Annotated in this window: 11 protein-coding genes, 6 tRNA genes and 1 other RNA gene; 15 read left to right on the top strand and 3 right to left on the bottom strand. The window is 60.2% G+C overall.

Translation table 11 applies throughout. The annotated features are described in order from the left end of the window. Window positions 1-14: 14 nt before the first annotated feature. The 5 genes from THITHI_RS0116865 to THITHI_RS0116840 all read left to right on the top strand — a co-directional run bounded on the left by THITHI_RS0116865 (window position 15) and on the right by THITHI_RS0116840 (window position 3,110). Window positions 15-108 (top strand) — tRNA-Ser (locus tag THITHI_RS0116865). Window positions 109-201: 93 nt separating this feature from the next. Further along, window positions 202-296: transfer RNA gene (locus THITHI_RS0116860), tRNA-Ser, on the top strand. Between the two features lie 92 nt (window positions 297-388). Further along, window positions 389-616 (top strand): hypothetical protein, encoded by a 228-nt coding sequence (locus THITHI_RS0116855; protein WP_018234255.1) that lies wholly within the window; start codon window positions 389-391, stop codon window positions 614-616. A gap of 357 nt (window positions 617-973) precedes the next feature. After that, window positions 974-3,004, top strand: a complete 2,031-nt coding sequence (locus THITHI_RS0116845) for a hypothetical protein (RefSeq protein ID WP_018234253.1) — start codon at window positions 974-976, stop codon at window positions 3,002-3,004. Window positions 3,005-3,020: 16 nt separating this feature from the next. Continuing rightward, window positions 3,021-3,110 (top strand) — tRNA-Ser (locus THITHI_RS0116840). A 21-nt stretch (window positions 3,111-3,131) separates the two neighbouring features. On the opposite strand, the gene THITHI_RS19390 is transcribed toward THITHI_RS0116840, so the two are convergent. Next, on the bottom strand, window positions 3,132-4,475 hold the full coding sequence (locus tag THITHI_RS19390; RefSeq protein WP_018234252.1) for an RNA-guided endonuclease InsQ/TnpB family protein: 1,344 nt from the start codon (window positions 4,473-4,475) through the stop codon (window positions 3,132-3,134). A gap of 162 nt (window positions 4,476-4,637) precedes the next feature. On the opposite strand from THITHI_RS19390, the gene THITHI_RS0116830 reads away from it, so the two are divergent. From THITHI_RS0116830 to THITHI_RS0116800, 9 genes are all read left to right on the top strand, one after another. Continuing rightward, window positions 4,638-4,711: transfer RNA gene (locus THITHI_RS0116830), tRNA-Gln, on the top strand. A 5-nt stretch (window positions 4,712-4,716) separates the two neighbouring features. Beyond that, window positions 4,717-4,803 (top strand) — tRNA-Leu (locus THITHI_RS0116825). 26 nt (window positions 4,804-4,829) lie between these two features. After that, window positions 4,830-4,905, top strand: a tRNA-His gene (locus tag THITHI_RS0116820). A gap of 18 nt (window positions 4,906-4,923) precedes the next feature. Beyond that, on the top strand, window positions 4,924-5,169 hold the full coding sequence (locus THITHI_RS20685; RefSeq protein WP_156820682.1) for a hypothetical protein: 246 nt from the start codon (window positions 4,924-4,926) through the stop codon (window positions 5,167-5,169). A gap of 145 nt (window positions 5,170-5,314) precedes the next feature. Continuing rightward, on the top strand, window positions 5,315-5,995 hold the full coding sequence (locus THITHI_RS19385; protein ID WP_018234251.1) for a hypothetical protein: 681 nt from the start codon (window positions 5,315-5,317) through the stop codon (window positions 5,993-5,995). A gap of 78 nt (window positions 5,996-6,073) precedes the next feature. Then, window positions 6,074-6,443: a transfer-messenger RNA gene (gene ssrA, locus THITHI_RS20375) on the top strand. 23 nt (window positions 6,444-6,466) lie between these two features. Further along, window positions 6,467-6,814 carry a hypothetical protein gene (locus tag THITHI_RS0116810; protein ID WP_018234250.1) on the top strand — a complete coding sequence of 116 codons (348 nt, stop codon included), beginning with the start codon at window positions 6,467-6,469 and terminating at the stop codon, window positions 6,812-6,814. Between the two features lie 11 nt (window positions 6,815-6,825). After that, window positions 6,826-7,908 (top strand): AAA family ATPase, encoded by a 1,083-nt coding sequence (locus tag THITHI_RS19380; RefSeq protein WP_018234249.1) that lies wholly within the window; start codon window positions 6,826-6,828, stop codon window positions 7,906-7,908. Window positions 7,909-8,029: 121 nt separating this feature from the next. Then, window positions 8,030-9,610 carry a DUF4942 domain-containing protein gene (locus tag THITHI_RS0116800; RefSeq protein WP_018234248.1) on the top strand — a complete coding sequence of 527 codons (1,581 nt, stop codon included), beginning with the start codon at window positions 8,030-8,032 and terminating at the stop codon, window positions 9,608-9,610. Window positions 9,611-9,791: 181 nt separating this feature from the next. Here THITHI_RS0116800 and THITHI_RS0116795 read toward each other — a convergent pair whose 3' ends face one another. Further along, entirely contained in the window at window positions 9,792-11,069 is a 1,278-nt protein-coding gene (locus THITHI_RS0116795) for an RNA-guided endonuclease InsQ/TnpB family protein (RefSeq protein WP_018234247.1), read from the bottom strand. A 119-nt stretch (window positions 11,070-11,188) separates the two neighbouring features. On the opposite strand from THITHI_RS0116795, the gene THITHI_RS0116790 reads away from it, so the two are divergent. After that, complete coding sequence (locus THITHI_RS0116790; protein ID WP_018234246.1) at window positions 11,189-11,440, top strand: hypothetical protein; 252 nt, start codon at window positions 11,189-11,191, stop codon at window positions 11,438-11,440. 204 nt (window positions 11,441-11,644) lie between these two features. Here THITHI_RS0116790 and THITHI_RS0116785 read toward each other — a convergent pair whose 3' ends face one another. After that, window positions 11,645-12,718: a helicase associated domain-containing protein gene (locus THITHI_RS0116785; RefSeq protein ID WP_198005658.1), complete on the bottom strand. Its 1,074-nt coding sequence runs from the start codon at window positions 12,716-12,718 to the stop codon at window positions 11,645-11,647. Window positions 12,719-12,753 lie beyond the last annotated feature (35 nt).

The following is a 12,753-nucleotide window of genomic DNA, read 5'->3' as shown; positions in this document are numbered from 1 at the left end:
CTCTGGCAAGTTATGGCGAGATGACGGAGTCTGGTTTATCGTGCCCGCCTTGAACGCGGGAGGCGATCTTAGAAAGAGCGCCCGTGGGTTCGAATCCCACTCTCGCCGCATATTATTGATCTTGAGTAATGGGTAATACTCGCGCTATACTATGAACAACCCGGAAATGTTCCGGGGCGCGAGCCTGCCTCTATCCTGTTCGAAGGGCTGGCTGAGCGGCTTAAAGCACCCGCCTGCTAAGCGGGAAAACCACACATATTGTGGTTTCGTGGGTTCGAATCCCACGCCCTTCGCCATACATAAAACGAGCCGGCCTGAGTATAAAGGGTTGACGCAGAGAGTCCGGCGGTCCCCCGCGGCCGATACTACATCAACAACGGAGAATCGCATGCACATCACGTCGCCAGGAGAAACCAGCGCCACCAAGGCCGTGCTCGTCGCGGAGTGCAACAAGAGGGGCATGACCCCGGAGCGATATCGCCTTGGGACGCTCAAGCGTGCCGAGTGCGAGATCAGCAACATCCTCGATCGCCCTTTATCGGAAATGCACCCCGATGACCGCGCGGCGCTCAACGATCTGCGTCGTCAGATTCAGGTGGCGATCGCCGGTGAGTGATGCTGAAGGGACTGGTCTGATTCTTGTCTGCGGAGGTTGATATGGGCTTGAAATGTTGGTGGTTCGGCTGCGAAGGCCACCCGGAGGATCCGGCTCCCCCGGAGCACCTGCACTGCGCGCACTGCGATCAGCTTCTCTCGTACCAAGACCTGGCGGGAGACACGCGGCACAATCGATTCAAGGAATGGGTCGGGTACTGGTTCTGGCGCAGGTGGATGCCTGAGAAGTGCCGGGACTGCGGTAAGCGGTATGGGAAGCACGAGCAATGCCTGCCGTTTTGATGCCCCTCGCCTGGATAGAGCGCGCGGCGCTCTCGACGTAAACTATAAAGCGGTGACCCATCGCAGAGGACTTGCAATGAATACTTCTCCCATAGAAAGCCACGCGGCCGATGACATCCTTCCAGGCATCGCCTATCTGTACGCAGCATCTCGCTCGAGAATCTCTTCGCAAGGGGTGCTGCCGCGCCATCTGGGCGGCTCTCTCAAGAAAGTCATGCAGACCTATGAAAAGACCCCCGAGATCGCCGAGCTTCTGAGCAAGACCAAGAAGCGCTTCGCGCAGAAGGGCCAGGGGAAGCCGTCATCCGAGGAATTGATCGGAGAGCTTCTGGCAGAACCAACCAACCGTAGATTGATATTCAATCTCAGCGAGACCGGGTCGGTTCCTTCAGTAGAGCGGGGGGCTTTAGAGCGGTTCATCAAGCAGTACAGTCTTTCGGCGCCAAAGCAGTTCGACGAGGAAGTATTCGCTCGCGAAGTCCCGTGGGCGGCGCAGTGGCTTGAAAGAGAAGCGGCACAGGAGCCCCTTTCCCGTGAAGGCGCGCGCTGGCTAATGCTGGCGGTGGAGATTGAGCGTCTCGTTGGTGAAGATCGCATCCCCGGGCTGCATCGGCTGGAGAAGTTCGAAGTATTCCTGCTGGCGCTGGTGGCCCTGGCGACATTATGCGGCTGGCAGGGGGTCATCCGCCATTACCTGGATAGTTCCGAGGAGTTCCGTTTCGGCTTCGCCGAGATCATGAAAGACGAGAGGGACAACCTCGTCGAAGGCTCCTCTGGCATGGAGGTTAAGGGCGGGGCGCTCAGTGAAGCCATGGAGAAGGTCAACGACCTTGTCTGCTGGTGGGACGATCTAAAGAACGCCGTCTTTCGCCAGATGCCGCGATTCGCAAGTCTTGAGGCGGCGGCGCGAATGGACGACATCATCGGCCCGCACGCCGCTCTTCGAACCGCACTGCCAGAGGCTGTGCTTGAGGAGATCAGCCTGGGTGGCCCTCTGCAAAAGACGCTCGATCGGCTCAACGAGACGGCCGAGAAGTATGGAATCCCCACCGGAAAATTCCGTACGGATCAGATTTGCAAGGAGTATGTCGGCTGGTATCACGCCTGCGAAACGCTCTGGGATTACGCCACATTGCATCGAGACGTGTTCGAGCGGATCACCAGCACGATCCCGGTTCTCTTGCACCAGTTCCCGGAGGCAGAGCAGGCGATCCACGACGCGGCGCAAGACGTTACGCGCTACAGCAAGGATCCGGTGCTTCATGCCGCCGATCTCTCCAAGGCAACAGCGAAGCTGGAGGCGGCGAAGCTGTCGATCAGTGATGCGCTGGAGGAGGTCTGCGCGTGCTACGCAGGGGTCTCTGAATGGCGCAAAGGGGAGGTTTTTGACAGAGGCTCAGCGGAGCCGTCGGTGCAGGCTGACCCCCAGGAGCATCAGGCGCGGGAACTGGAGAAAGCGCTCGAAGAGGTCTCGTTGGGCAAGCGTCAGCTGGAGGTCGAGCTGGCGAAGGCGCGTGACCGGGAGGCTGAGGCGCTCAAGGAGGCCGCTCAAGCCAAAGCGGAGGCGTTCGATCTGCGCCAGCGCGTCGAGGCCGGCGAGGCGCGGCTGAAACAATCCCTGGAGGGCCAGGAGCGCGACCCGCGATGGCAGGATGTGCGCGAATGCCTGTCCGGCAGCCCGACTCCCGAGCAGGTGCTGCGGGCTGTCGAATGGCTGTGGGGTGATCGCGTCCGGATCCTGGACTCCGCCTACGAGAGCGCTGCGCAGGTGCCCGGCTTTGAGTATGGGGCACGGATGTTCGGTCTTCTCAGGACCCTGGTGACCGATTACGTGGATTCTCTGCGAAGCGGCCGGCCTGACGCGGAAGCCCGCGAGTGGCTTGGCGAGGCTTATCGCGCCACGGAGTCAGAGACGATCCGCAAGAGCAAGGCGCTGGCTCAAAAGCGCCATTTTTTCTACAAGGGCAAGAGCAGGGCGATGTTCGCGCACCTCGGTATCGGGGTGGCCGATAACATCGAGCGGACCCTGCGGGTGCATTTTCTTTGGGATGCCGAGGATCGTATGGTCGTGATCGGCCATGCTGGAAAACACCTGCCTTTGAAGTAGGCAAGCAATGTTCTGCGGCGAGGTGACGGAGCCTGGTTTATCGTGTCCGCCTCGAAAGCGGGAGGCCCTTTAGGGTCCGTGGGTTCAAATCCCACCCTCGCCGCCATTTCTTCTAAGCCGAAGTAGCTCAGCCGGCCAGAGCTCCCGATTCTTGACATCCTCCTCGCCCTAAAGGACGAGGATTCCTACGGCGCTCATCCTGGCCTCGAGCCACTCCTGAGTCGCTTCGGTAGGTTCCTGCTGCTGGCGGCATTACTGCACCGCTCACTTCACAGGCGATCCGGGCTGTGCTTTCACACCCAGCGGAAGCATCCGCCGTGTCCTGCCCTTCGTCTCGCAGCTTTTGCATCCCGCGAGAGAGGATGTTGATCGCGCCGACCATGTCGGCGTTCTCCTCGAAACCGCATCCGACGCACACGAACCTGGCCTGCGTCTGGCGGTTGTCCGCCGAGACATGGCCACAGGCCGGGCATGTGCGGCTGGTATTTTGTGGTGGCACGGCCACCAACCACCCGCCTTGCCACGCCAGCTTGTAGTCCAATTGACGACGGAATTCGAACCAGCCCTGGTCGAGGATGGCCTTGTTCAGGCTGGCCTTGGCCTGAACATACCTGCCCGGTTGCTCGATGGTGCCTGCCGCGGATTGGGACATATTCCGCACCTGCAAGTCCTCGATACACACCATCGCGTGGTTTTTGCTGATCGCGGTTGAGGTCTTGTGCAGGTAGTCCCGGCGGGCATTGCCGATGCGGGCGTGAATCTTCTGGACGCGGGCCCTTGCCCGCTTCCAGTTGTTGCTGAACTTTGCTTTTCGGCTCAAGGACTGTTGCGCGTTACGCAACCTGTCCTGGTGCCGCTTGAAGCTACTCAGCGGCGCGTAGGATGTTCCGTCCGAAAGGGTGGCGAAGCGGGTGACCCCCATGTCGATACCGATGGCGCTAATAGCTTTCGGGATCGGCTGTTCCACCTCCCGCTCGGTTTGGATCGACACAAACCATTTACCCCCTGCCAGGCTGACGGTGACGTTTTTCACCACACCGGGCACCTTTCGGCTGTTGCGGTAGCGCTGCCAGCCAAGCTTGGGCAGGAAGATCCGGCTGTTGCCTTGATCGAGCTTGCAGCCTTGCGGATAGCGAAAGCTATCGGCAAGGCCTTTCTTCTTGCGGCGCGGGAAGGCGGCCCGCTTGGCGAAGAAGTTGGTATAAGCCCGCTCAAGGTCCTTGAGCGTTTGCTGGAGAGCCTGAGAGGGGGTATCGCCAAGCCAGGTGGTTTCCGTATTCCGCTTCCAGGATATCAGCTCCTTACATAGCTCTGCGTAGCCGAGCTTTTTCTCCCCGCGCTCGTAGCGTTCTTTTTGCAACGCCAGGGCCTTGTTGAATACGAATCGGCAGGAGCCGGCGAAGCGGCGCATCTGGCGCCGCTGCTCACCGTCGGGGCGTAGCTCGAACTTGAAAGCCTGTAGACGCTTCATACCGGGCAGTATAGCGACAGAAACCGCCGGCCTGCACGCGCCTTCAGGCGCGCCTCGCACACCGCGCCTTATATCCCCGCCCTGAAGGGTGAGGCTTTACGGCGCGCCAAGGTAACCGGGCGGTCGCGAGTTCGAATCTCGCCTTCGGCTCCACTTTATCCTTGTCGCCTCGTCTAGTGGTAGGACGTCTGGTTCTGGACCAGAAAACCGGGGTTCGAGTCCCTGGGCGACAGCCAATCACGCGCGTGTGGTGGAACAGGTAGACACGCCTGCTTCAAAACCAGGTGGCCGGCAGGCCGTGAGGGTTCGAGTCCCTCGGCGCGCACCAGACCCAACCTTGCAGTGCAACCCATGGTGTTCGTAGCTCAACAGGTAGAGCTCCTGGATGTGACCCAGGCAGATGTCGGTTCAACTCCGATCGGACACCCCAAATTTCACAGGAGGCGTCATGAGATCCCCATCGAGAAATCAATCGCAGTCGGGCGCCAGACGCCCTCTCACCCCGGAGACATTTCGCCCGGATCCACGCCGGCCTTTTGCCGCGCTTTGTCGTAAGAAGACGACATCCGCGGCGCAGGCCGGCTGGCACGTGCTCGCGCAAGAGGAGAGCCGCTTTGCGCTGAATCAGCGCATCGAGGCGCATCGCGCCAACCCTGTCAACTTCGGGCTGTTCGAGTACCGCGTTCTCGCTTGAGGAGACTCGACCACGGCGCCGCGCTGCGGATGTCAGCCAGGGCGGGCGATTCGCTACACCTGGGCGCAGGCGCCTTGCTCCTTTGCGGGGTAGGGCGCTGATAGATATACATGCGCGCGGCGCGCGCGAACTGGAGATTTCGAGAATGAAGCCCATCACGCATACGCAGCTCTGCGAGCTCGCCACGAGGTGGTTGAAGCGCCCGCAAAGCGCAGGAGGGCCAGGGTGCAGGATTGCCTTCAGTGAAGCCAGGAGCGGGCACGAGGGGGAGATCCCAGATGCCATCGGCTTCAGGTACCAGGGGGGTCACCCGCTGGACGGATCCACCGTGGTCGAAGTCAAGGTGACTCGCGGCGATTTCCTGGCGGATCGGCGAAAGCCGCACCGAAACGGAGACAGGGTCGGACTGGGGCGGTGGCGCTACTACCTGTGCCCGCAGGGCGTGATTACCCCTGACGACCTCCCGGATGGCTGGGGATTGCTCCTGGTGACCTCCAGAGGCGGGATCAAGGCCGCGGCCGGCCCGGCGGCGCAGCTTCGCTACCACAACGCCAAAGCGGCCTATGGTGAGTACGAGAAGGCGCTGCTGGCGATGCAGTTCGAGCGGTCTGTCGAAGGTGAGCTGTTCCTGATGACCGAGATGCTCTCTCGCGTTGGAGACCCGGAAGCGCTCAACCAGAGACTGCGGGCCGCCGAGGGGGCGAATCAACGCATCCTCAGGGATCTTGACAGGAGGGGCGAGAAGATCAGGGCGCTCAAGACGGACCTCTCGAATGCACGCTTTGAGCTCAACCAGGTGAGAAAGCAGATTGCGGGCGCCGCTTAGGCGAGCGTGCGTGATGGGCTTGGGTGCGCCGCGTCCTCGACAAACGGTGCCTACAGGTGCTATACTTTGACAATACCCGGGGGTGTTTCGGCTTCGACGAGGCTTATCAACTCCGTGGTGCGTGCCGGAAGAGTGTGCCTTCCGCCTGCCGTTAAGAGGCAGGGTCAACACACAAAAGCTATAGCTGCCAACGACGACAGCTTCGATCGCGCCCTCGCGGCCTGATCTGCCCGATTAACGCTCGCGCGTTGGCGTGATCGGGTATCGATTAAACGCGCAACAGGCAAGCACTTCAGCCCTTCGGTTCTTTGCCTGATACAAGAGGGGTTCGTTAGGCAGGCGCCGTCGGCGGGCGTAGTGCCTGATGTATTCAACCGCTGACTACGCACGTAGAACCACGCAGTGAGATGTGTTTCGGACACGGGTTCGACTCCCGTCACCTCCACCAATTTTCCCTCACGGAGATCGCTCATGAAGAGTATTCTGACAACAGGCGCCGAATGGAAGCGGTTTCTCTCCGATCACCAGTTTTGGCCGCCCACGGTCACCTTTCGTAATGCCCTCATAGAGATCGACGGGCAGCGCGCAGATGCGGCCGAGATCGCCCGGCTCGATGATATTCCGAACGATGCCTCGATGAAGGTTTCTGGCGGGGCTGTTTATCAGGAAGGGCAGGAGATCCCAATCAAGACGCTGAAATCGCACTTCAACAAGTGGCGGCGCCAGATCAAAAAGGTCTGCCTGGTGATCGAATGTCCTGCGGACAAGGCGGAGGTTATTCGCAAGGCGGCGCTGGAGCAGGGCGCAAAGATTCTTTAAGGAGAGATACAATGGCAACAAAAGAACATGTACTGGCGCTTGCGGATGCGGCTCTCAAAGGGGAGCGCGACAGGGTTTCAAGCATCTGTCAGCAGATCATCGCGCGCGAGCGTCAGGGATCGACACTGAAGCGAGCCCTGGCCCACAAGCTCAACAGCATAACCAGGCGCCCTGAGATGGTCGAGCTCGACCCCAAGGTGAGGCCTCTCGTCTTGGAGCAGAGCGCGCGGATCGATCTGTCCGGCGTGGTGCTCGATGAGGGCGCAAAGGACGCGGTGGAGAGCTTCCTTGATGAGCGCCGATACGCAGAGCAGATCAAGGCCGCAGGCTTGCCCGTCCCCCACAAGCTCCTGCTGTCAGGTCCTCCAGGAAACGGCAAGACAACCCTTGCCGCGGCGATTGCCAAGGAACTGGGCCTGCCGTTCTGGGTGGCCGATTTCTCCTCGATCATCTCGAGCATGCTGGGTGAGACCGGCGCGAAGCTCGCGAAGCTCTTTCGGGCCGCATCCTCTCACTCGGTGGTGCTTTTCATTGATGAGCTCGAAACAGTGCTGACCGAGCGCGATGGCGGCGGCCGGGATGTCGGGGAAGTGGGCAGGGTGGTCTCGACGCTCCTTCTTGAGATCGACCGCCTGCCGGACAACGTGATCCTCATCGGGGCGACGAATCACGAGGAGCTCTTGGATCGCGCGGTGGTTCGTCGGTTCAATACCCGTGTCGAGCTGTCGGCGCCAAGCGTGGAGCTCGCAAGGAGATGGCTTCGAGGGTTTGCTGAGACCGTCCCAGGGATCCCGGTGCTTGAGCACCAGGACGAACTCCTTTCGCAATCGCCGCCACGCTCGATCTCGGCACTTGAGGAGCAGGTCACGCGCTGGTGTCGGCAGTGGGTTATCGAGAAAACCCGGCGGCAGAGCTCGGCAGATATCAAGGTCGGTGCCCGGGTCTGGTACGACGCTGATCCGCAAGGGATGAGCGGCACGATCATCGGGATTGTGCGCGATCGAGAGCAAGGCCCTGCTTTCGAGGTCGAATTCGACGGCCAGTATGAGCACAAGAGCATGGTGGTCGAGCGCGAGGAGCTCGCGCTGCTCTGAGCCTGACGTGGGCCCTTCTGTTCGGTCTCCTCGATAGCGCCAGGTCTTCTCTTGACTGTGTGCCGCCAGGCGGCGCCGGCGGTTTCGCTATACCTCCTGAGGCCAACACCAAGGAGTAGCTATGAGGATTATTGAAGCAGGTAGTGGCGGGGGAGTGGATCTGGCGGAGCACGATGAGCCGTTCTTTGCCCCGGCCGACACGGATGCCCTTGATGTTCTTGTTGCGAAGTATGACGCGGAGAGGGCAAATCTGGAGAGAGTCGAGGAATTCATGGCGTCTGGCGAGATGCGCTCAGCGGTCTCGTACTTCATGGAAGGAGCTGACATCGAGGGCTATGCGATACGGAATATCGCGAGTCTCTTTCAGAAGGAGCCGGCGATCGGTGCGCTGAACAGCGCGTACTGGCAACGGGCTTTGAATCTGACCGATGTCATGGACTTCATGCCCAGTGCAAGGCGTACGGAGTGGTATGAGCAGATCAAGGCGCGAAAGACCCCGGAGTTCACCTCCGAGACGGTCAGGGCGACGATCAATACCCTCCTGAATCAGCGCGCGGAATTCCTGGCCGAGATGGTCGACGGTATCTTCTACGGGCTGTCTGGCGAGCATGTGACCAATCAGCCGGAAGGGTTCTCCAAGCGCATGATCATCGACTATGTCGTTGACAGCTACGGGTTTACCCATCGCAAATCCGGCCTGATCCATGATCTCCGGTTCGTGATCGCAAAGTTCATGGGGCGAGATCACCCCTTCCAGGGTTCGTCGATGAAGCTGATCGAGCATGTCCGCAAGGTTCCGGGGCAGTGGAACTGGGTGGACGGCGGCGCATTTCGCATCCGGATCTACAAGAAAGGTACGGCGCATCTGGAGGTGCACCCGCACCTGGCCTATCGGCTGAACCAGATCCTGTCGCACCGCTACCCTAATGCGATCCCGTCGCAGTTTCGCAAGAAGCCCGAGAAGATCGCGAAAGACAAGACCTTTGTGCTCATCGAAGACCCGATCCCGTTCAGCGTATTGAAGGTGATCGCGGATGGTCGCGTGGACGGGTTTCACTGGAGGGCTCCGTATGATCACCAATCTCTTGACAAGCACATCAAGAGGAGGGTGGCGACCATTATGGAGGCACTCGGTGGCGCTCGTGAGGGAGGCGATTGCTGGAGGTTCGCTTATGTGGTTGACGATGTCATCGGCGAGGTGCTGACCCGCGGCATGATTCCGAACCACAAGTCCCACCAGTTCTATCCGACACCGGAGGAGCTTGCTGAGTCGCTTGCGGCCATGATTGACATCGGTCCTGAGGATCGCTGCCTGGAACCGAGCGCAGGACACGGGAGTCTCGCGGCGCATTTGCCGAAAGACCGCACGCTCTGTGTCGAGGTGAGCCCCACGCACGCGAAGATCCTGGAGGCGAGCGGCTACGAGGTGATCCCTGGGGATTTCCTGGAGCAGGCGCAGCATATCGCGCCGGTCGACGTAGTGCTCATGAACCCGCCATTTGGGGAGGGCAGGGCGGAAGCCCACCTTCGTGCGGCGCTCGGGCTTCTCAAACCCGGGGGGCGGCTGGCAGCGATTCTGCCGGCGAGCATGGCTCGAAAGTTCAGCATATCAGGCTACGATCTCCATTGGACGGCGCCGATCACCGGGGCGTTCGAGGGCACGGGCGTTTCGGTTGTCCAATTGCAGGCGAAGCGTCTGTAGCACACGCATCATGCGTTGATCTTTGACGCATTCAATCACACACCCCTTTAACCGTCTGGTTTCAGGGGTGTTTTCTATTCGGGCTACGCTGATCCCCTCTGGTGTCTATACGAAGCAGGCCCGTATCAAGACACAGGATTGACATCCTCCCCGGCCTGAAGGCCGGGGATTCCTACGGCGCTCAGGCGAGGCGTCGAGCCACTCCTGAGTCGCTTCGGTAGGTTCCTGCTGCTGGCGGCATTACTGCACCGCTCACTTCACAGGCGATCCGGGCTGTGCTTTCACACCCAGCGGAAGCATCCGCCGTGTCCTGCCCTTCGTCTCGCAGCTTTTGCATCCCGCGAGAGAGGATGTTGATCGCGCCGACCATGTCGGCGTTCTCCTCGAAACCGCATCCGACGCACACGAACCTGGCCTGCGTCTGGCGGTTGTCCGCCGAGACATGGCCACAGGCCGGGCATGTGCGGCTGGTATTTTGTGGTGGCACGGCCACCAACCACCCGCCTTGCCACGCCAGCTTGTAGTCCAATTGACGACGGAATTCGAACCAGCCCTGGTCGAGGATGGCCTTGTTCAGGCTGGCCTTGGCCTGAACATACCTGCCCGGTTGCTCGATGGTGCCTGCCGCGGATTGGGATATATTCCGCACCTGCAAGTCCTCGATACACACCATCGCGTGGTTTTTGCTGATCGCGGTTGAGGTCTTGTGCAGGTAGTCCCGGCGGGCATTGCCGATGCGGGCGTGAATCTTCTGGACGCGGGCCCTTGCCCGCTTCCAGTTGTTGCTGAACTTTGCTTTTCGGCTCAAGGACTGTTGCGCGTTACGCAACCTGTCCTGGTGCCGCTTGAAGCTACTCAGCGGCGCGTAGGATGTTCCGTCCGAAAGGGTGGCGAAGCGGGTGACCCCCATGTCGATACCGATGGCGCTAATAGCTTTCGGGATCGGCTGTTCCACCTCCCGCTCGGTTTGGATCGACACAAACCATTTACCCCCTGCCAGGCTGACGGTGACGTTTTTCACCACACCGGGCACCTTTCGGCTGTTGCGGTAGCGCTGCCAGCCAAGCTTGGGCAGGAAGATCCGGCTGTTGCCTTGATCGAGCTTGCAGCCTTGCGGATAGCGAAAGCTATCGGCAAGGCCTTTCTTCTTGCGGCGCGGGAAGGCGGCCCGCTTGGCGAAGAAGTTGGTATAAGCCCGCTCAAGGTCCTTGAGCGTTTGCTGGAGAGCCTGAGAGGGGGTATCGCCAAGCCAGGTGGTTTCCGTATTCCGCTTCCAGGATATCAGCTCCTTACATAGCTCTGCGTAGCCGAGCTTTTTCTCCCCGCGCTCGTAGCGTTCTTTTTGCAACGCCAGGGCCTTGTTGAATACGAATCGGCAGGAGCCGGCGAAGCGGCGCATCTGGCGCCGCTGCTCACCGTCGGGGCGTAGCTCGAACTTGAAAGCCTGTAGACGCTTCATACCGGGCAGTATAGCGACAGAAACCGCCGGCCTGCACGCGCCTTCAGGCGCGCCTCGCACACCGCGCCTTATATCCCCGCCCTGAAGGGTGAGGCTTTACGGCGCGCCAAGGTAAAACCATGAAGCGCAAGAGCAGCGAAAAATCTCTGATCGAGCGTATCCTGAATACGCTCTTTGGTGAGCGGTGCAGTGCCTGCGGGTCGCGCGATACTGTGCGCGGCAACAACTGGACCCGCGGCTGGAATCATCTGTGCAAGCAAGCGCACGGTGGCGCCGGGCTGTATTGCAAACACTGCCAGCATATCGAGTTCGATGTACCCAAAGAGGTCTACGAGGCCCGCCTGCCTGAGTGGTGTGATCTCAGGCGCTGAGTACACCCAGGCGACACCTTCGGCTCGCCAAGTAACCATCCAGCACCATTGAGCCGACTCGACACTTTCCTTTATCCATCCCCTCCAACCCGACGGTTGAAGGGGATTGTTTTTCCTGGGTTCCGGTCCAGAGGCGTCGGCGATGCCCGCAATGAGCACAAAAAACCTCTCGCCGCCAAGACGGTAGCGAGAGGGTGGTAGAGCTTAAGACTTGAACTTGCTCTCCAATCGCTTCAGCAGCCACGTGTACTTCTTCATGGTGCGATATGCGCTTTCATGGCGCACATAGTACACATAGTCGGCCAGCACCTGATCCTCGGGGTAATGCCTTGGAACATCCGCATGCCCGTGGCGCTCTACGAACAGCTTCAAGCGTCGATCAAGCTCACGGCGCGGCAACTGGCGACCGAAGGGGTTAAGCCCCAGGGACTCAAGCTGACGCAACTGCCAAGGCGTCAAGCGACCAGCCTTGGCGGCACGCTGGGCCTGCTTGGCAAAGATAGCCAGGCGCGGATCCTGCGGGTAGCTCGACGGGACCATCCCGTGACCGTGCATCGCGTGAAACACCGATAGCCGCCGCATGCCTTCATCGAAGGAGGGGAGTACCGTCGGGTAGACATCGATGGCGTTCAGAAGCCAGGTCTGCTCCTTCGTCAACGGCTTGCGGTCCCGGCTCCCTCCCTTCATAGCGGTGCGCTGGTTCTGCAACCACTGGTAGAGACGTCGATCTTCCTTTTGCGTGACGTTCGGGTGACCGTTCTTCTCGTGGTAATCCCGAAGCAGCTCGTACATCTCTATCCACGGCTTTGGCGTGACACCTGGGCGGCCCCAGTCAAAGCCGAGCGAGCGCAGCATGCCGGCCTTGTATTGGCTGAGCTGGCCCTTCCTGTGTTGCATCCGAAGACAGTGAACCCACATCGCCAGGTAGCCGAAATCGGGATCTTTTTCCCGGTACAGGCTGTAGGGGACGTTGGCGTTGCCGTGATGGTCCTTGTACATCGACAGCTGGGCGTACAGGTAGCCCCAGCAGTAGGCGTTTCCTCCGCAGTACCAGAGGAACCCGGAGGCGTCGAGCATGGCCTTTCGTCTCGGGTCGAGAAGCCCTTTGCGATACATGTGGCGCTGGGTTCGCACCCATTCAGCCAGCCCTTTGTTCCGGGAAGGCTTGATGACCACATGCCGGCCGCTTTCCTCGACGTGATCCAGATACTCCTTATAGTGCTGAGACCATTTCCTGTGAGCCTCTTTGCGCAGCGTTTCAGAGACTGATCCTGTCATTTTCATGCCTCGTTGTATTGTGTTGTCCTCAGGAG

Source organism: Thioalkalivibrio thiocyanodenitrificans ARhD 1 (genome assembly GCF_000378965.1).
GTDB classification, from domain to species: Bacteria; Pseudomonadota; Gammaproteobacteria; order Ectothiorhodospirales; family Ectothiorhodospiraceae; genus Thioalkalivibrio_A; species Thioalkalivibrio_A thiocyanodenitrificans.
The sequence above is the reverse complement of the archived record's forward strand: the minus strand, read 5'-3'. Positions and strand labels throughout refer to the sequence as shown.